The organism is Streptomyces sp. NPDC001904 (assembly GCF_040297005.1).
Lineage (GTDB): Bacteria > Actinomycetota > Actinomycetes > Streptomycetales > Streptomycetaceae > Streptomyces.
This window is the reverse complement of the sequence record NZ_JBEOYI010000004.1, coordinates 367,308-384,358: the sequence shown is the minus strand read 5'-3', so window position 1 is coordinate 384,358 and position 17,051 is coordinate 367,308. Positions and strand designations below refer to the sequence as shown.

Annotated in this window: 15 protein-coding genes; 5 read left to right on the top strand and 10 right to left on the bottom strand. The window is 72.3% G+C overall.

Features of this window, described 5'->3' with window-relative positions; translation table 11 throughout:
- Nucleotides 1-47: 47 nt before the first annotated feature.
- The 6 genes from pdxT to pgsA form a co-directional block, all read right to left on the bottom strand.
- On the bottom strand, nucleotides 48-656 hold the full coding sequence (pdxT, locus tag ABT127_RS08890) for a pyridoxal 5'-phosphate synthase glutaminase subunit PdxT (protein ID WP_351446074.1): 609 nt from the start codon (nucleotides 654-656) through the stop codon (nucleotides 48-50).
- Nucleotides 656-1,567 carry a pyridoxal 5'-phosphate synthase lyase subunit PdxS gene (gene pdxS / locus ABT127_RS08885; RefSeq protein ID WP_111665687.1) on the bottom strand — a complete coding sequence of 304 codons (912 nt, stop codon included), beginning with the start codon at nucleotides 1,565-1,567 and terminating at the stop codon, nucleotides 656-658. Before pdxS ends, pdxT begins: the two co-directional genes overlap by 1 nt.
- 144 nt (nucleotides 1,568-1,711) lie before the next feature.
- Entirely contained in the window at nucleotides 1,712-2,257 is a 546-nt protein-coding gene (locus ABT127_RS08880; protein ID WP_351446071.1) for a LemA family protein, read from the bottom strand.
- 53 nt (nucleotides 2,258-2,310) lie between these two features.
- Nucleotides 2,311-3,522, bottom strand: coding sequence for a glycosyltransferase family 4 protein (locus ABT127_RS08875; RefSeq protein ID WP_351446069.1), 1,212 nt, complete (start codon nucleotides 3,520-3,522; stop codon nucleotides 2,311-2,313).
- Nucleotides 3,519-4,433, bottom strand: a complete 915-nt coding sequence (locus ABT127_RS08870) for a phosphatidylinositol mannoside acyltransferase (RefSeq protein WP_351446067.1) — start codon at nucleotides 4,431-4,433, stop codon at nucleotides 3,519-3,521. The genes ABT127_RS08875 and ABT127_RS08870 overlap by 4 nt, the downstream gene beginning before the upstream one ends.
- Nucleotides 4,430-5,092, bottom strand: coding sequence for a phosphatidylinositol phosphate synthase (gene pgsA, locus ABT127_RS08865; RefSeq protein ID WP_351446065.1), 663 nt, complete (start codon nucleotides 5,090-5,092; stop codon nucleotides 4,430-4,432). Before pgsA ends, ABT127_RS08870 begins: the two co-directional genes overlap by 4 nt.
- A 269-nt stretch (nucleotides 5,093-5,361) precedes the next feature.
- Between pgsA and ABT127_RS08860 the strand changes: the two genes are divergently transcribed.
- On the top strand, nucleotides 5,362-7,578 hold the full coding sequence (locus tag ABT127_RS08860) for an elongation factor G-like protein EF-G2 (RefSeq protein ID WP_351446063.1): 2,217 nt from the start codon (nucleotides 5,362-5,364) through the stop codon (nucleotides 7,576-7,578).
- Between the two features lie 180 nt (nucleotides 7,579-7,758).
- Nucleotides 7,759-9,495 (top strand): AbeC-like domain-containing protein, encoded by a 1,737-nt coding sequence (locus ABT127_RS08855; RefSeq protein ID WP_502971660.1) that lies wholly within the window; start codon nucleotides 7,759-7,761, stop codon nucleotides 9,493-9,495.
- On the opposite strand, the gene yczE is transcribed toward ABT127_RS08855, so the two are convergent.
- Nucleotides 9,440-10,135: a membrane protein YczE gene (yczE, locus tag ABT127_RS08850; RefSeq protein WP_502971668.1), complete on the bottom strand. Its 696-nt coding sequence runs from the start codon at nucleotides 10,133-10,135 to the stop codon at nucleotides 9,440-9,442. The genes ABT127_RS08855 and yczE overlap by 56 nt on opposite strands.
- Nucleotides 10,136-10,244: 109 nt before the next feature.
- Between yczE and yczR the strand changes: the two genes are divergently transcribed.
- Nucleotides 10,245-11,789, top strand: coding sequence for a MocR-like transcription factor YczR (yczR, locus tag ABT127_RS08845; protein ID WP_351446058.1), 1,545 nt, complete (start codon nucleotides 10,245-10,247; stop codon nucleotides 11,787-11,789).
- A 57-nt stretch (nucleotides 11,790-11,846) separates the two neighbouring features.
- Here the strand turns inward: yczR and ABT127_RS08840 are convergent, their stop codons facing one another.
- On the bottom strand, nucleotides 11,847-12,410 hold the full coding sequence (locus tag ABT127_RS08840) for an HIT family protein (protein ID WP_351446056.1): 564 nt from the start codon (nucleotides 12,408-12,410) through the stop codon (nucleotides 11,847-11,849).
- A gap of 67 nt (nucleotides 12,411-12,477) precedes the next feature.
- On the opposite strand from ABT127_RS08840, the gene ABT127_RS08835 reads away from it, so the two are divergent.
- The gene (locus tag ABT127_RS08835) at nucleotides 12,478-13,158 is read left to right on the top strand and encodes a potassium channel family protein (protein ID WP_351446054.1); all 681 of its coding nucleotides are present in this window, start codon (nucleotides 12,478-12,480) and stop codon (nucleotides 13,156-13,158) included.
- A gap of 3 nt (nucleotides 13,159-13,161) precedes the next feature.
- Here ABT127_RS08835 and thrS read toward each other — a convergent pair whose 3' ends face one another.
- A complete protein-coding gene (gene thrS / locus ABT127_RS08830) occupies nucleotides 13,162-15,141 on the bottom strand; it encodes a threonine--tRNA ligase (RefSeq protein ID WP_351446052.1) in 1,980 nt (659 codons plus the stop codon).
- Between the two features lie 144 nt (nucleotides 15,142-15,285).
- Between thrS and ABT127_RS08825 the strand changes: the two genes are divergently transcribed.
- A complete protein-coding gene (locus ABT127_RS08825) occupies nucleotides 15,286-15,822 on the top strand; it encodes a DinB family protein (RefSeq protein WP_351446050.1) in 537 nt (178 codons plus the stop codon).
- Here the strand turns inward: ABT127_RS08825 and ABT127_RS08820 are convergent.
- Nucleotides 15,819-17,036, bottom strand: a complete 1,218-nt coding sequence (locus tag ABT127_RS08820) for a hypothetical protein (RefSeq protein ID WP_351446048.1) — start codon at nucleotides 17,034-17,036, stop codon at nucleotides 15,819-15,821. The genes ABT127_RS08825 and ABT127_RS08820 overlap by 4 nt on opposite strands.
- Between the last annotated feature and the right edge of the window lie 15 nt (nucleotides 17,037-17,051).

Genomic DNA, 17,051 nt, shown 5'->3' with positions numbered 1-17,051 from the left:
TCATGAACGAACTCCCCGGGCAGCAGCGCGGGGGGACCCCGCAGATCCTACAAGGATCCCGCCGTGTCGTTCTCACGGACCATGTCCACGAACAGGCCGTGGAGCCGGTGGTCGCCCGTCAGCTCCGGGTGGAACGACGTCGCGAGGGCGTTGCCCTGGCGCACGGCGACGATGTGGCCGTCGTGCTCGGCGAGCACCTCGACCGCCGCGCCCACGGACTCGACCCACGGGGCGCGGATGAAGACGCCCTCCACGGGGTCGCCGTCGACACCGCGGACGTCGACCGCCGCCTCGAAGGACTCGTTCTGCCGTCCGAAGGCGTTGCGGCGCACGATCATGTCGATGCCGCCGATGGTCTCCTGGCCCGAGCGCGGGTCGAGGATCTTGTCGGCGAGCATGATCAGGCCCGCGCAGGTGCCGTAGACGGGCATCCCCGCGCGGACCCGCGCGCGCAAGGGCTCCATCAGGCCGAAGAGGTGGGCCAGCTTGGAGATGGTGGTGGACTCGCCGCCGGGGATCACCAGGCCGTCGACCGCGGCGAGCTCCTCGGGGCGCCGCACCTCCCTGGCCACGGCGTCGGCCGTGGCCAGGGCGATGAGGTGTTCCCGTACGTCGCCCTGGAGCGCGAGGACGCCGATGACGGGGATGTCGGTCATCACCAGCCCCGGTTCGCGTAGCGCTCGGCCTCGGGGAGGGTGTCGCAGTTGATGCCGACCATGGCCTCGCCGAGGTTGCGGGAGGCGTCCGCGACGATCTTCGGGTCGTCGAAGAAGGTGGTGGCCTTCACGATGGCGGCGGCGCGCTTGGCCGGGTCGCCCGACTTGAAGATGCCGGAGCCGACGAAGACGCCCTCGGCGCCGAGCTGGCGCATGAGCGCGGCGTCGGCCGGGGTGGCGACGCCACCCGCGGAGAAGAGGACCACCGGCAGCTTGCCCAGCTCGGCGACCTCCTTGACCAGCTCGTAGGGGGCGCGCAGGTCCTTGGCGGCGGCGTACAGCTCGTTGTTGTCGAAGCCGCGCAGCCGGGCGATCTCGTTCTTGATCTGGCGCAGGTGGCGGACGGCCTCGACGACGTTGCCGGTGCCGGCCTCGCCCTTTGAGCGGATCATGGCCGCGCCCTCGGCGATGCGGCGCAGGGCCTCGCCCAGGTTGGTGGCGCCGCAGACGAACGGGGTCGTGAAGGCGAACTTGTCGCTGTGGTTGACCTCGTCGGCCGGGGTGAGGACCTCGGACTCGTCGATGTAGTCGACGCCGAGCGACTGCAGGACCTGGGCCTCGACGAAGTGGCCGATGCGGGACTTGGCCATGACCGGGATCGAGACGGCCTCGATGATGCCCTCGATCATGTCCGGGTCGGACATCCGGGCGACGCCGCCGTCCTTGCGGATGTCGGCCGGGACCCGCTCCAGGGCCATGACGGCGACGGCGCCCGCGTCCTCGGCGATCTTCGCCTGCTCGGGGGTGACGACGTCCATGATCACGCCGCCCTTGAGCTGTTCGGCCATGCCGCGCTTGACGCGGGCGGTGCCGGTGGCGTTGGACTCGTGGGACTGGGTGCTGACGGACACGGGTGACCTCACTCGGTGAACTCTGTGAAGAGGGCTTGTTGCTGCACCGAGGAAACCCCTGCGGACCAGGCCACTACAAGGGCCAATGAGAAGCCGGTGGCTCCTTCCGCCTGGGATCGGCAGGCCGGCCGGGCGGCCTGCCGATCAGGCGGTGGCGCGGTCGGCGAGCGCGACCGGCGGCTCGTCGTCCATCTCGAACGCCATCGGGAACGGCGCGTGGCCCGCGAGCCGGAACCAGCGGACCTTGCGGTGGCGGCGCAGGGCACGGGCCGCGCGGACGGCGTCGTTGTGGAAGCGGCGGGCCATGGGAACCCGGCGCACGGCCTGGGCCAGCTCCTCCGCGGCCTCCTCGCCGCCGGGCGCCTCGCGCACCGCCTCGACCTGGTCGGGCTCGCTGAACACGGCCCTGAGCGCCTGGCTCAGCTCGCTCTCGGCCACCTCGCGCTGCTCCTCCTCGGCCTGCCGGGCCGCGTGCGCCGCCTCGTACAGGACGATCGAGGCGGCCGGGTCGAGCACGCCGGACGTGGCCAGTTCCTGGGCGACGGAGGCGCGGCGCAGGAGTTGGGCGTCGAGAGCGGCGCGGGCCGCGTCGATGCGGGCGTGCAGGCGGTCCAGGCGGCCCGCGGTCCAGCTCAGATAGAGCCCGATCGCGAAGAGGGCTGCGGCGATCCAGATCAGGGTGGCGGTCACGGGCGGCAAGGCTACCGTCGGTGCGGGCCGTCACCGCGCGGGCGGGCCGGGAGTCAGTCCCGGGCCAGCCCGAACCGCGACCTGAAGCGCCCGAGCCGCTCGTCCTCCGCGACCGCCGCCGCGCCCTGCGTCACCGTCTCGTACACGGAGAGGATGTCGGCGCCGACCGTCGACCAGTCGAAGCGGCGTACGTGCTTGCTGCCGCGTTCGCGGAGCTCGGCGCGGCGGGTGGGGTTGCCGAGGAGCTTGACGGCCGCCTCGGCCAGCGCGTCGGCGTCCTCGTTGGCGAAGAGTTCGCCGGCCGCGCCCTGGTCGAGGACCTGGACGAAGGCGTCCAGGTCGGAGGCGAGCACGGGGGCGCCCGCCGACATCGCCTCGACCAGGATGATGCCGAAGGACTCGCCGCCGGTGTTCGGGGCGACGTACACGTCGACGCTGGCGAGCAGCCGCGCCTTGTCCTCGTCGCTGACCATGCCGAGGAACTCGACCCGCTCGCGCATCTCCGCGGGGAGCGACGCGACGGCCTCCTCCTCGTCGCCGCGGCCCGCGACCAGCAGCCGCGTCCGCGGGCGTTCGGCGAGGATCTTCGGCAGCGCCTTCATGAGGACGGGCAGGCCCTTGCGGGGCTCGTCGATCCGCCCGATGAAGCCGAGGGTGTCGCCCTCCCGGTCTCCGTCGCCGCTCCCGGCCGGGCCGCCCGCCCATCCCGACTGCCACTCGGGCTTGGGCTCGGCCCGCGCGAAGAAGTCGACGTCGACGCCGTTGGGGATGACGACCGCGTCGCCGCCGAGGTGTTCGACGAGGGTGCGGCGGGCGTACTCGCTCACGGCGATGCGCGCGCTGATCTTCTCCAGCGCGGGCTGCAGGATCGGGTACGCCGCGATCATGGCGCGCGAGCGGGGATTGGACGTGTGGAAGGTGGCGACGATCGGGCCCTGCGCCGCCCAGCAGGTGAGCAGGCCCAGCGACGGCGACGCCGGCTCGTGGATGTGGATCACGTCGAAGGTGCCGTCGTGCAGCCAGCGACGGACCCGCGCGGCGCTCAGGAAGCCGAAGTTGAGGCGGGCCACCGAGCCGTTGTACGGGACGGGCACGGCGCGGCCGGCCGAGACGACGTACGGCGGCAGGGGGGTCTCGTCGTCCGCCGGGGCGAGGACGGAGACCTCGTGTCCCAGGGCGATGAGGTGCTCCGCCAGATCGCGGATGTGGAACTGGACGCCGCCGGGCACGTCCCAGGAGTACGGGCAGACGATTCCGATCCTCACGCGGGCCGCTCCTCGAAGTTCTCGAGGTCCGCGAGCCACAAGCGCTGCAGCATGTGCCAGTCCTCCGGGTGGTCGGCGATCCCCGTGGCGAAGGCATCGGCCAGCGCCTGTGTCATGACAGACGTCTTCTCGGCGCGGGTACCTGTCTCCGGTACGTCGACGGGCGGGTGGACGCGGCCGCGCATGACGGCCGAGTCGTCGTACCAGAGCGTGACCGGCAGCAGCAGCGCGCCGGTCTGCTGGGCGAGCATGGCAGGTCCGGCCGGCATCCGGGTCGGCTCGCCGAAGAACTTCACCTCGACGCCCGACGAGGACAGGTCGCGGTCGGCGACCAGACAGACGAGGCCGCCCGCCCGCAGCCGGCGTGCCAGCGTGCCGAAGGCGGCGCCGCCGGTGTGCGGCAGCACCTCCATGCCGAGGCCCTCGCGGTAGGCGACGAACCGGTCGTAGAGGGTCTCCGGCTTGAGCCGCTCGGCGACCGTCGTGAAGGGGGTCTCCAGCTTGGTGGTGACCCAGGCACCCGCGAGGTCGTAGTTGCCCATGTGGGGCAGGGCGAGGACGACGCCCTTGCCGGCGGCGAGACCGTCGACGAGGTGGTGCACGTCCTGGGGCATGAAGCCGTTCCGGATGCGGTCCTTGCTCCAGGTGGGGAGCCGGAAGGACTCCATCCAGTAGCGCAGGTACGACCGCATGCCCGCCCTGGACAGCCGCGCCAGGTGCTCGGGGGTCGCGTCGGGCACCACGCGCGCGAGGTTCGCCTCCAGGCGGAGGACGCCCTTGCCGCGCTTCTTCCAGACGGCGTCCGCGATGGTCCGGCCCAGGCGGGTGGCGACCGGCTCGGGCAGCTTCTTGACCCCGGCCCAGCCGAGCCCGTACAGCCCGTCGGTGATCCGTTCCTGCGCGCCGCTCACGAGGCGGTCTCCTCCTGGGCCGACGCGGCCGCCTCGGCCTCGGCGGACTCCCGGCGCACCGTCACCACGCGCTGGATCAGCGTGACGAGGCTGCCGGCGGCGACGATCCACAGCGCGACGGGCAGCAGGTACTGAATGCCGGGCACGCCGAACTTGTGCAGACCCGCGAAGCCCGCGGCCACGAGGGTGATGACGAGCCGCTCGGCGCGCTCGACCAGACCGTTCACGGCGACCGGCAGGCCGATCGATTCTCCACGTGCCTTGGTGTACGAGACGACCTGGCCGCTGGCGAGGCAGAAGATGGACACCGCGCACAGCGTGTTGTCGTCACCACTGCCCGCGTACCAGAGCGCGAGACCGCCGAAGATGGCGCTGTCGGCGACGCGGTCGAGCGTGGAGTCGAGGAAGGCGCCCCAGCGGCTGGAGCGGCCGAGCTGGCGCGCCATGTTGCCGTCCACGAGGTCCGAGAAGACGAACAGCGTGATGACGATCGTGCCCCAGAAGAATTCCCCGCGCGGGAAGAAGACCAGCGCTCCCGCCATCACTCCGGCCGTGCCGAGGAGTGTGACCGTGTCGGGGCTCACCCCGCGACGGATCAGAAACGCGGCGAACGGTGTGAGGACACGCGTGAAGAATGCACGCGCGTACTTGTTCAGCATGGCCTTCCCGAGGGTCGGTGCCGTGCGGCCCCTCTGGCCACCGGCTGGCCCATCGTAGCCACGCGCGCCCGGATACGGCCGCCGGGCCACCACGCGCGCGTGCGATCTCGTACGACGTATGGACGCACCGTGACCGGAGTGGAAAGCTCGAAGGCACCGCGGGCGTCGCCGAAGCCGCCTCCCAACACGCGGGTTCGCGTGTCCGCCTGCCGTGACCACGGCCCCGCCGAGGGCCACCTCACCGTGAGAAACAACCGGGAGGCAAGGACATGGGCGACAAGGCGAACGGACACCCCGGAGCCGCCGGCAGGGCGACGACGGCCGACCATCCCGCGTCCGTACGGAATGTGGTGCTGGTCGGCCACAGCGGATCGGGCAAGACGACGCTGGTGGAGGCGCTCGCGCTGACCGCCGGGGCGGTGAACCGGGCGGGCCGCGTCGAGGACGGCACGTGCGTGTCGGACTACGACGAGATCGAGCACCGCCAGCAGCGGTCGGTCCAGCTCTCCCTGGTCCCGGTGGAGTGGGGCGGCTTCAAGATCAATCTGCTGGACACCCCCGGCTACGCGGATTTCGTCGGGGAGCTGAGGGCCGGTCTGCGCGCAGCGGACGCGGCCCTTTTCGTCGTCTCGGCGGCGGACGGGCCCGAGACCATGGCCGGGGCCACCCGGATGGTGTGGGACGAGTGCGCGGCGGTCGACATGCCGCGGGCCATCGTGGTCACCCACCTGGAGGCGGCGCGGGCCGACTTCGAGGACGTGACCCGTGCCTGCGCCGAGTCCTTCGGCGGCGACGACCCCGACGCCGTGCTGCCGCTGTACCTGCCGCTGCACGGCGCACAGGGAGCGGACGGGCACGCGTCCGTCACGGGTCTGACCGGGCTGCTCTCCCAGCGGCTGTACGACTACGCGTCGGGCGAACGCAAGGAGTCCGAGCCCGACGACGGGCAGCTGCCGCGGATCGAGGAGGCCCGCAACCGGCTCATCGAGGGGATCATCGCGGAGAGCGAGGACGAGTCCCTGATGGACCGCTATCTGAGCGGCGAGGACGTCGACGTCAAGACGCTCGTCGAGGACCTGGAGCGGGCCGTTGCGCGCGGTGTCTTCCACCCGGTCCTCGCCGCGGCCCCGGCCGCCGAGGGCGGACGGCAGGGCATCGGGACGGTCGAGCTCCTGGAGCTGATCACCGGTGGCTTCCCGAGTCCGCTGGAGCGCGCGGCACCGGCCGTGGCGACGCCGGGCGGGGCGCCCCGCGCGATCACGTCCTGCGATCCGGACGGCCCGCTGGTGGCGGAGGTCGTGAAGACCGCGTCCGACCCCTATGTCGGCCGGGTCTCTCTCGTACGGGTCTTCTCCGGCACCCTGCGTCCGGACGAGACGGTGCACGTGTCGGGGCACGGACTCGCCGACCGCGGTCACGAGGATCGCACCCTTCACGAGGTGGACGAGCGGATCGGTGCCCTGTCGGCGCCGTTCGGCAAGCAGCAGCGCTCCCTGACGCACTGCATCGCCGGCGATCTCGCCTGTGTGGCGAAGCTGAACCGGGCGGAGACCGGCGACACGCTCTCGGCGAAGGACGACCCGCTGCTGATGGCCCCGTGGGACATGCCGGACCCGCTGCTGCCGCTGGCGATCCAGGCGCACAGCAAGGCCGACGAGGACAAGCTGTCGCAGGGACTTTCGCGGCTGGTCGCGGAGGATCCGACGATGCGGCTCGAACAGAACCAGGACACCCATCAGGTGGTGCTGTGGTGTCTGGGCGAGGCGCACGCGGACGTAGCCCTGGAGCGGCTGCGCAGCCGGTACGGCGTCCAGGTCGACGTCGTCGCGCACAAGGTCTCCCTGCGCGAGACGTTCGCGGGCAGGTCGGCGGGGCGCGGCCGTCATGTGAAGCAGTCCGGCGGGCACGGGCAGTACGCGATCTGCGCGATCGAGGTGGAACCGCTGCCCGGCGGTTCGGGCATCCAGTTCGTGGACAGGGTCGTCGGCGGGGCCGTGCCGCGGCAGTTCATCCCGTCGGTGGAGAAGGGCGTGCGGGCGCAGGCCACGCGGGGGGTCGCCGCCGGGTACCCGCTGATCGACGTGCGCGTGACGCTGCTCGACGGCAAGGCGCACTCGGTGGACTCGTCCGACGCGGCGTTCCAGACGGCCGGCGCGCTCGCGCTGCGGGAGGCGGCCGCCGGCACCCGGATCCACCTCCTGGAGCCGGTGGCCGAGGTCCAGGTCCTGGTCGGCGACGACTACGTGGGCGCCGTGATGAGCGATCTGTCCGGGCGGCGCGGCCGCGTCGTCGGCACCGAACAGGCCCCGGGCGGCCGCACCCTCGTACGGGCCGAGGTGCCGGAGATCGAGATCGGCCGGTACGCCGTCGACCTGCGTTCCCTGTCGCACGGCACGGCGCGTTTCAGCCGCCGGTACGCACGGCACGAGCCGATGCCTCCGCAGCTCGGCGACCGGATCCGCGAACAGGCCGGGGAGGCTCCCTAGACGAAGGACGGGCGGCCCCCGTGACCACATCCGTCCCGCTTGACGGGACGGATGTCGGCGGGGGCCGTTACGCTGGTCGGCGATCAACATCATCAAGCCGATGAACCGATCAACAGGTGTGCGGGGCAGGGAAGTCGGGAAGAGCCGCAGCAGCGACGACATGCGGCGATGGGGGCGGCAGTGGCGGACGACGCATTCGATTTCAGGCCCGGGGCCCAGGTCCCGCTGCAGGGTTCCGCGGGACAGACCGCGGCGACGTTCGCCATCGCCTCGGCGGCGTACCGGGACGACCCCGCGGTCAAGATCGAGGAGGCGAACAACGACTGGCACAAGTCCGAGATGAAGAGCGGCAGATCGTCGCTCTTCGCGCCCAATCTCGGCGAGGCGTTCTCGCGCGCGGTGCAGCTGCGGATGCTGGGCGGCGGCCGCAAGCCCCTCATCCAGTCCTTCGGCACGGAGCCCCAGGTCGTCGTCGAGCACTGTCTCGCGGCGAACAACATCCGGCGCCAGCGCGACCGGCTGCTCACGATCATCACCCTGGTCTTCGGCTTCCTGTTCCTGCCGGGTTTCCTGCTGTGGCTGGTCGCGTTCCAGATCCGCCAGCGGAACAACGCGCGGGTGGCGCTGGCGGAGAAGGAGGTCGCGGAGGCCGCGGGCAAGGGGGCAGCCGGGCTTCGCGAGGCGAAGAAGCACGAGCGCGCGGCGCACGGCCGGGCGGCGATCGCCACGACGATCATGGCCATCGTCGGCGTGGGCATCGTGATCCTGCTGATCAAGCTGCCGTTCGGCGGTTTCTGGGCCTGGTACCTGCGGGCGTGCTTCGTGGCCCCCGTCATCGGGGCGTTCTGGGCACGGCGGGTCTGCGAGCGGACGGCGCAGGACCTGCGCGAGCGGTGGGACGCGCTGCTCTCCGGCGGCGGCATCGGCGCGAAGATCCCGGAGGCGGTGCCCGGCAGCCCCGGCGAGACCGCGGCCGAGCAGCTGCGCCAGAGCCTGGCCAAGCTGACCGCCGAGCAGCAGTCGAACTCGGTCTTCTACGCCGGCCCCAAGGGCATCCTGGGCATGGGCACCCGCTGGGGCAGCTGGCAGCTCGCCGAGGATCTGGTCTCGCGCGAGCCCGGCAAGGAGATCCACCCGTTCCGCAGCTGGGACGTCATCCGCGTGATCCACGACCAGCTGCGGCTGCTCGAGCGGGGTCCGCTGCACACGGGCGGCTTCCCGACCCCGTCGATAAAGCACTGGATCGTCACCCCGATCGGGGAGAACGCGAAGGCGGTGGCCCGCCCCACGGGCGAGGACGTCGACGCGTTCCAGATCAAGCAGCACGAGATACAGCGGATCTGCAACGAGCAGCAGTTCGGCAGCGGCGACCGGCACTACCTGGGCGTCCAGTTCACGCTCTGGGACGGCCAGCTGGTGATCACGATGCTGATCACGGTGACGGTGCTGCACGAGACGCTGCGCATCGAGGTGACCGGCCACGCGCTGGGCCCGGTGCACTCCCTGTTCACGTCGAAGCCCGAGGGGAAGACGAAGACGGTCGCCAAGTCGGTGCGGTTCTGGGAGACCACGGACAAGTCGCTCCCGCTGATCGAGGCCGACGACGCCGTCCGGATCGCCGTCCGCGCCCCCTTCTCCTGGTATCCGCCGCTCCTGGACTTCCTGGGGGGCACGCTGGTGCTGCCCGAGCCGTTCGGGCTGCGGCACGCCTGGGCCGACCAGCCCTGGCGGCACCGCTTCATGGCGGACGACGCGCTGCGCACCGCGACCCCGGTGCTGCGGGTGGTCCACTCCGCGGCCCTGCGGGTCCTGGAGGAACACGGGGTGGACACCGAGAAGTTCGGCACCCGCTCCGGCTTCCTCAGCGGCCAGGTCCAGGACCCGTCTCCGCGCAAGGCCGACGTGTACGACGCGTAGGGGCGGCGGCGCGGCCGGGCTCCCGGTCGCGCCGGTCGCGGTACGTGAACCGGGGCATCCAGTACTGCGCCACCGGCCCCACCGACACCGCGTACAGCACCGTGCCGATGCCCACTCCCCCGCCGAGCAGCCAGCCGGCGGCGAGGACCACCGCCTCGATGGCGGTGCGGACGGTGCGCACGCTGCCGCCCGTCGCGGCGGTGAGGCCGGTCATCAGGCCGTCGCGGGGGCCCGGCCCGCAGCGGGCGCCGACGTAGACGGCGATGGAGAGCCCGTTCAGCAGGATCCCGGCCGCGAGCAGTACGACGCGGGCCGGGAGGGCGAGGCCGGAGGGCAGCAGCCACAGGCCCAGGTCGCAGGACCAGCCCACGGTGAGGATGTTCGCGAAGGTGCCCAGGGTGGGCCGCTGGCGCAGCGGGATCCACAGCAGCAGGACGGCCACGCCGATCAGGTTGGTGAGCGTGCCGAAGCTGAGCGGCAGATGGCGGGCGAGCCCTTCGTTGAGGACGCTCCACGGGGCGAGGCCCAGGCCCGAGCGGATCATGAGCGCGACGCTGAACCCGTACAGGAACAGGCCGGCGACGAGCTGCGGCAGCCGGCGGGCGGGCCGTTCGCGCAGCGGTACGTAGGACAGGGACATCAGGACTCCGGTGACGGGGCGTGCGCCGCGGAAGGGCGGCTTCAGGGCCAATGACGTCACTCTGTAGATTGATTGGCCCGATATGCAGGGCCAATCACAGGAGAATGGTGTGGTTCCCTCCGCCGAACACGCTTCCGGGCGTGCTTCCGAACACGCCTCCGGGTACGCCGAGGCCGCGGGTTCCGGCGCCCGGACGCCCCGGACCGTCGGCGCGCGCAAGCTCGCCGCGCTGCTGCCCGACCCCGCGCGGTCCCGGCCCGCGTACCGTCATCTCGCGCACGCCATCGGCGAGTTGATCCTCGACGGGCGGCTGGCGCTGCATGTGCGGCTGCCCGCCGAGCGGGAGCTGGCGGCCGCGCTCGGCACCAGCCGGACCACGGTCACGGCCCTGTACGACCTGCTGCGCGAGAGCGGCTACGCGCACAGCCGGCAGGGCTCGGGCACCTGGACCGCGCTGCCCGCGGGCCACGCCGCGAAGGGCGTCAGCAGGCTGCTGCGCCCCGAGGACACCGCGATCGACCTGGCCAGGGCCGCCGCCGCGCTGCCCGGGCAGATCCTCGCCGACACCCTCGCCGAGATCGCCCCGCAGGCGGCCGGGCACGCGGGCACCCTGGGCTACCACCCGTACGGGCTGCCGGAGTTGAGAGAGGTGATCGCCGACCGGTTCACGGCGCGCGGTCTGGCCACGACCCCCGAGCAGATCCTGGTCACCTCGGGTGCCCAGCACGGTCTCTCCCTCGTCCTGGCCCTGCTGGCCGGGCCCGGGGACCGGGTCATGGTCGAGAACCCGTCCTACCCGAACGCCCTGGAGGCGCTGCGCCGCCGCGGGCTGCGCACGGTGTCGGTCCCCGTGACGGACGGCGCCCCCGACGAGAGCGGCGGCTGGGACGTCGAGATCGTCGAGTCGACGCTGCGCCGCTCCGTGCCGCAGCTCGGCTATCTGATCCCGGACTTCCACAACCCCACGGGCCGGCTGATGCCGCCCGCCGAGCGGGCCCGGGTGCTGTCGGCCGCGCATCGCTCCGGGACCTGGCTGATCGTCGACGAGACCCTGGCGGAGCTGGCCCTCGACGCACCGGCTCCGCCGCCGTTCGCGGCGCACGGCACGGCCGAGGCGGCGGGCAAGGTCATCACGACCGGGTCCCTCAGCAAGACGCACTGGGCGGGCCTGCGCATCGGCTGGCTGCGCGCCCCCGCGCGCCTGGTGACGGAGCTGGCCGCGCAGCGGGTGGCGACCGACATGGGCGGCTCCGTGGTGGACCAGCTGCTGGCGCTCGCCCTGCTGACCAGGACGGACGACCTGTTGCCCGGCCACCTCGACCGCCTGCGCGAGAGGCGCGCCGCGCTCACCGGGGCGCTGCGCCGGCACACACCCCCGTGGTCGTGGCACACCCCGCCCGGCGGTCTCTCCCTCTGGGTCGACCTGGGCGCGCCCGTCTCCTCCGCCCTGGCCGAGCGGGCGCTCGCGCACGGGGTGCGGATCGAGGGGGGCGGCTACTTCGGTACGGATCCGGGCCTGTTCGAGAACCGGCTGCGCATCCCGTTCACCCTGCCGCCGGACACCCTCGTCGAGGCGGTGCAGCGACTGGCCCGCGCGCTGGCCGACGAGCCGGGCCCGGCCGCTCCGGCGCTCCGGCCGCACTGGATCGCGTAGGACAGGAGAACGGGCGGGCCCGGGGCACCCCGGATCCGCCCGTCGACAGGTACCGGATCAGGCGCCCGGCCACGCCTTCGCGAGCGCGGTCCGGGTGTCGGCCAGCATCTGCGGCAGCACCTTGGTGTGGCCGACGACCGGCATGAAGTTCGTGTCGCCGCCCCAGCGCGGGACGACGTGCTGGTGCAGGTGCGCGGCGATGCCGGCGCCCGCGACCGCGCCCTGGTTCATGCCGATGTTGAAGCCGTGCGCCCCGGAGGCGGACCGCAGCGCGGTCATCGCGTGCTTGGTGAAGACGGCCAGCTCGGCGGTCTCGGCGTCGTCGAGGTCGGTGTAGTCGGCGACGTGCCGGTAGGGCAGCACCATCATGTGCCCGCCGTTGTACGGGTACAGGTTGAGGATCGCGAAGACGTGCTCGCCGCGCGCCACGATCAGCGCGTCCTCGTCCGTCTTGCCGGGAGCGGCGCAGAAGGGACAGCCGTCGTCGGCTCCGGGGCCCGTCGGTTTGCCCTCGCCCTGGATGTAGGCGATGCGGTGCGGGGTCCACAGACGCCCGAATCCGTCCGGTTCACCCACTGGACCGATCTGCTGCTCCGGCTCACTCGTCATGAAGTGCAGCATATGGCGTGACCTCGGGACAGCGTGTCGCCGGGTGGGACACGGGGTGGGCGCGCGCGATGCTGTGCGGATGACGGACAGCCCTCTCGCCCGCTGGGAGCGGTACAACGGCGCCGTGCTCGCCGTGGCCTCCCTGCTGTACCTCGCCAGTTACGCGGTCCGGGTCCTGGGCCACGGCCTGCCGGGCGCCGTGCGCGACCTGTGTCTGGCGGTGACCTTCGCGTCCTGGGCCGTCTTCGCCCTGGACTACTGGGTGCGCAGGCGGCTCAGCGGGCAGCGCTGGCCGCGCTTCGTGCGCACGCACTGGCTGGACACGGTGGTGCTGGTGCTGCCGCTGCTGCGGCCGGTGCGGATCGTGCAGGCCTACGAGACGGTGCAGGCCCACCACGACGGGCCGCGGCTCGCGCTGCACGCGCGGGTGATCACGTACGCCGGTGTCTCGGTGACCCTGCTCGGCTTCGCGGGTTCGCTCGCCCTGTACCAGCAGGAGCACGCCGCCCCGGGCGCGGACATCGTCACCTACGGGGACGCGGTGTGGTTCACCTGCACGACGCTGTCGACCGTGGGCTACGGCGACCTGGCGCCGGTGACCCCGCTCGGCCGGCTCGTCGCGGTGGGCGTGATGGCCTGTGGCCTCGCGCTGCTGGGCGCGGTCACCGGCACGTTCTCGTCGTGGCTGCTCCAGGTCTTCGCGCGGGAGGTCGAGAGGCCCCCGGGGAACTCCCCGGGGGCCTCCGACGGCGACGACTGAGCGTCAGACCTGCGCCCGCTCCTCGACGACCTTCACGATCTTCGCGATGGCCTCGTCGACCGGGATGCCGTTCTCCTGCGAGCCGTCGCGGTAGCGGAAGGACACCGAACCGGCGTTCATGTCCTCGTCGCCCGCGATGACCATGAAGGGCACCTTGGCCTTCTGCTGGTTGCGGATCTTCTTCTGCATCCGGTCCGAGGACGCGTCGACCTCGACGCGCAGACCCTGGGCACGGGCCTTCTCGGCGAACTCCTTGAGGTACTCCACGTGCCCGTCGCCGATCGGGATGCCGACGGCCTGGACCGGGGCGAGCCATGCCGGGAACGCGCCCGCGTAGTGCTCCAGGAGCACACCGAAGAACCGCTCGATCGAGCCGAACAGGGCGCGGTGCAGCATGACGGGCTGCTGGCGCGAGCCGTCCGCCGCGGTGTACTCCAGGCCGAACCGCTTGGGCTGGTTGAAGTCCACCTGGAGGGTCGACATCTGCCAGGACCGGCCGATGGCGTCCTTGGCCTGCACGGAGATCTTCGGGCCGTAGTAGGCGGCGCCGCCCGGGTCCGGGACCAGCGGCAGGTTCTGCTTCTCGGCGGCCTGGCGCAGCGCCTCGGTGGCCTCGGCCCAGTCCTCGTCCGAGCCGATGAACTTGTCGGAGTCGTCGCGGGTGGACAGCTCCAGCTCGAACTCGGTCAGACCGTAGTCGCGCAGCAGGTCGAGGACGAAGGTGAGCAGCTTGTCGAGCTCCTCGCCCATCTGCTCCTTGGTGCAGTAGATGTGCGAGTCGTCCTGGGTGAAGCCGCGCGAGCGGGTCAGGCCGTGCACGACGCCCGACTTCTCGTAGCGGTACACGGTGCCGAACTCGAAGAGCCGCAGCGGCAGTTCACGGTAGGAACGGCCACGGGACTTGAAGATCAGGTTGTGCATCGGGCAGTTCATCGCCTTGAGGCGGTAGTTCTGATCGTCGAACTCGATCGCCGGGAACATGCCCTCCGCGTAGTGCGGCAGGTGGCCCGAGGTGTGGAAGAGGCCTTCCTTGGAGATGTGCGGGGTGTTCACGAACTCGTAGCCGGAGACCTCGTGGCGGCGCCGCGAGTAGTCCTCCATGACCTTGCGGACCACGCCGCCCTTGGGGTGGAACACCGCGAGGCCCGGGCCCAGCTCCTCCGGGAAGGAGAACAGGTCCAGCTCGGCGCCCAGCTTGCGGTGGTCGCGCTTCTCGGCCTCGGCGAGGAAGTCGAGGTAGCCCTTGAGCTCGTCCTTGGTCGGCCACGCGGTGCCGTAGATGCGCTGGAGCTGCGGGTTCTTCTCGCTGCCGCGCCAGTAGGCGGCGGCCGAGCGCATCAGCTTGAACGCGGGGATGACCCGGGTCGACGGCAGGTGCGGGCCGCGGCAGAGGTCCTTCCAGCACAGGTCGCCGGTCTTGGCGTCGAGGTTGTCGTAGATGGTCAGCTCGCCGCCGCCCACCTCGGCGTCCGCGCCGTCGGCGGCCTGCGCCGCGTTGCCCTTCAGGCCGATGAGCTCCAGCTTGTAGGGCTCGTCGGCCAGCTCGACGCGGGCGTCCTCGTCGGTGGTGACCCGGCGGGAGAACTTCTGCCCCCGCTTCTGGATCTCCTGCATCTTCTTCTCGACGCGCTTGAGGTCCTCGGGGGTGAACGGCTCCTTGACGTCGAAGTCGTAGTAGAAGCCGTCCTTGATGGGCGGGCCGATGCCCAGCTTGGCGTCCGGGAACAGCTCCTGGACGGCCTGCGCCATGACGTGGGCGGTGGAGTGCCGCAGGATGTTGAGACCGTCCTCGGAGGAGATCTCGACGGGCTCGACCTCCTCGCCGTCCTGCACGGCGTACGCCAGGTCCTTGAGCTCGCCGCCGACACGGGCCGCGACGATGCTGCGCTCGCCGGCGAAGAGCTCGGCGGCCGTAGTGCCCGGCGTCACCACGCGCTCTTCCCGCTCGGAATCGCGTTGGATGATCACACGGACGTCAGACACCGGTCTTCTCCTACCTGAAGATGGAACGCCGCGCCATTACCTGTGACGCGCGCAGAAGCGATCGTACCGAGTCACCGGGGGCGCTCGCGAAACGGTTAAGGAGTCGACGGGCATCGCGGCGGACCCGCGCCTAGCGTGAGTGACATGGCACTCCCCTGGAACACGCTCCTCGCCGACCAGCTCGACTGGCACTGGCGGCACCAGCTGCGCGGGCGCCTGGCGGGCCTCACCGACGACGAGTACTTCTGGCAGCCGGTGCCGGACTGCTGGACCGTGCACCCGGGCCCCGACGGCCGCCTCACCATCGACTGGGCGTATCCCCCGCCGGACCCGGCGCCCGTCACGACGATCGCCTGGCGCCTCAACCACATCCTGGTCGGCGTCCTCGCCATGCGCAGCGCCCGGCACTTCGGCGGCCCTCCCGCGGACTACGCGACGTACGCGTACCCGGCGACGGCCGCCGAGGCGCTCGACCGGCTCGACGGGGAGGTCGAGCGCTGGCTGACCGGGGTGCGCGGCCTCGACGAGGAGGCCCTCGAGCGCCCATGCGGCGAAGAGGGCCCGTACGCACAGGAGCCGATGGCGGCCCTCGTCCTGCACATCAACCGCGAGATGCTGCACCACGGCGCGGAGATCTCCCTGCTCAGGGACGTGTACGCGCACCGGCCGCTGCGGAACTAGCCGTCCTCGGCGCAGGCCTCCTCGAAGAAGTCCAGGTTCTCCTGGAGCGACTTCATCAGGCGGTCCCGCTCGGCCTCGTCCACCTGGACGGGCACGACGCCGCTCGCGCCGGTCAGCCGGCGGAAGCCGCCGCGGCTCTCCAGGCGGCCGTGCACCCGGATCGGCAGGCCCACCAGGTGCGCGTGGCCCGCTATCCGGTACGCCTCCTCGTCCAGCGTCAGCCGCACGTGCGGCACCTCGGCGCCCGCGATGACGCGCAGCCGCACCGTGCCCTCACCGCGCGGCCCGGTCCTGGCGAGGCGCACGACGGTGCCGGTGACGCGGACGGAGACGGCGGGCTCGGCGTGCAGATAGCGGGTGCCCGCCGCCCGCAGCACGTCGAGGTCGCCCGGGGAGAACTCGACCGGGTCGTCGCCGTCCGTGCACTCCTCGGGCACCCCGGCGGACGGCGCCCACGCGACGCCGACCCGGGCGCCCTCCGTCCCGCGCACCAGGGCGACCAGTGCCTCGGTCAGCTCGTGGCTCACCCCGGCTTCGACCGCGGCGTCGAAGGCGTCCATGCCGCCCGTCGCCCTCCGGTAGTCGATGGCCTCGCGCACCGCGTACAGCGCCTGGTGCAGCCGGACGGCGAGCGAGCGTCCCGCGGCGACCGGCACGAACGCGGTGAGGCGGCGGCCGCCGGGGGCCGCCTGGACGAGCACCTGCTCCAGCGCCGCGGCCGCGGGCCTGCGGTGCCGCGCGCCGTAGTACCCGGCGCGGCCGCGTGCCGCGAGCGCCCCGGCGAGCAGCATCCGCCGGGCCGCGGAGCGCAGTTGCTCCTCGACGACCCAGGCGGAGGCGCCCGCGGGACCGGCCGGCGCATCGCGCCACCAGCGGATCTCGTCGCTGGGCACGGCGAGCGCGACCAGCACCTCGCGGGCGGCCGGTGTCCCGCTGCGCTCCAGGGCGACCAGCACCTCGCCGAGGAGTTCCGCGGCGTCGGGGAAGGCCCGGCTCTCGGGCACGAGCAGGCTCGTCCGGATGCCGGGGCCGGGCAGTGTCCAGCGGGCGTAGCGCCCGGCCGCGCCACCGCGCCGTTCCCAGCCGTGCCGGTCGAGCAGCGCGCTGAGCACGGCGGGGTCGACCTGCTCCGGCTCGGGCCCGGCCGGCTCCACGGGGTGGGCGCGGGCCGTGCCGAACGGGCGCACGGGGTCGCCGATCGGGCGGTGCTGCATCTCGAACTCCCTTCG

Excerpts from the sequence above, each read along its gene's own strand:
- ABT127_RS08840 (WP_351446056.1), bottom strand. The coding sequence starts at position 12,410 with ATGCTGCACTTCATGACGAGTGAGCCGGAGCAGCAGATCGGTCCAGTG.
- pgsA (WP_351446065.1), bottom strand. The coding sequence starts at position 5,092 with ATGCTGAACAAGTACGCGCGTGCATTCTTCACGCGTGTCCTCACACCG.
- ABT127_RS08820 (WP_351446048.1), bottom strand. The coding sequence starts at position 17,036 with ATGCAGCACCGCCCGATCGGCGACCCCGTGCGCCCGTTCGGCACGGCC.
- yczE (WP_502971668.1), bottom strand. The coding sequence starts at position 10,135 with ATGTCCCTGTCCTACGTACCGCTGCGCGAACGGCCCGCCCGCCGGCTG.
- ABT127_RS08835 (WP_351446054.1), top strand. The coding sequence starts at position 12,478 with ATGACGGACAGCCCTCTCGCCCGCTGGGAGCGGTACAACGGCGCCGTG.
- pdxT (WP_351446074.1), bottom strand. The coding sequence starts at position 656 with ATGACCGACATCCCCGTCATCGGCGTCCTCGCGCTCCAGGGCGACGTA.
- ABT127_RS08860 (WP_351446063.1), top strand. The coding sequence starts at position 5,362 with ATGGGCGACAAGGCGAACGGACACCCCGGAGCCGCCGGCAGGGCGACG.
- ABT127_RS08825 (WP_351446050.1), top strand. The coding sequence starts at position 15,286 with ATGGCACTCCCCTGGAACACGCTCCTCGCCGACCAGCTCGACTGGCAC.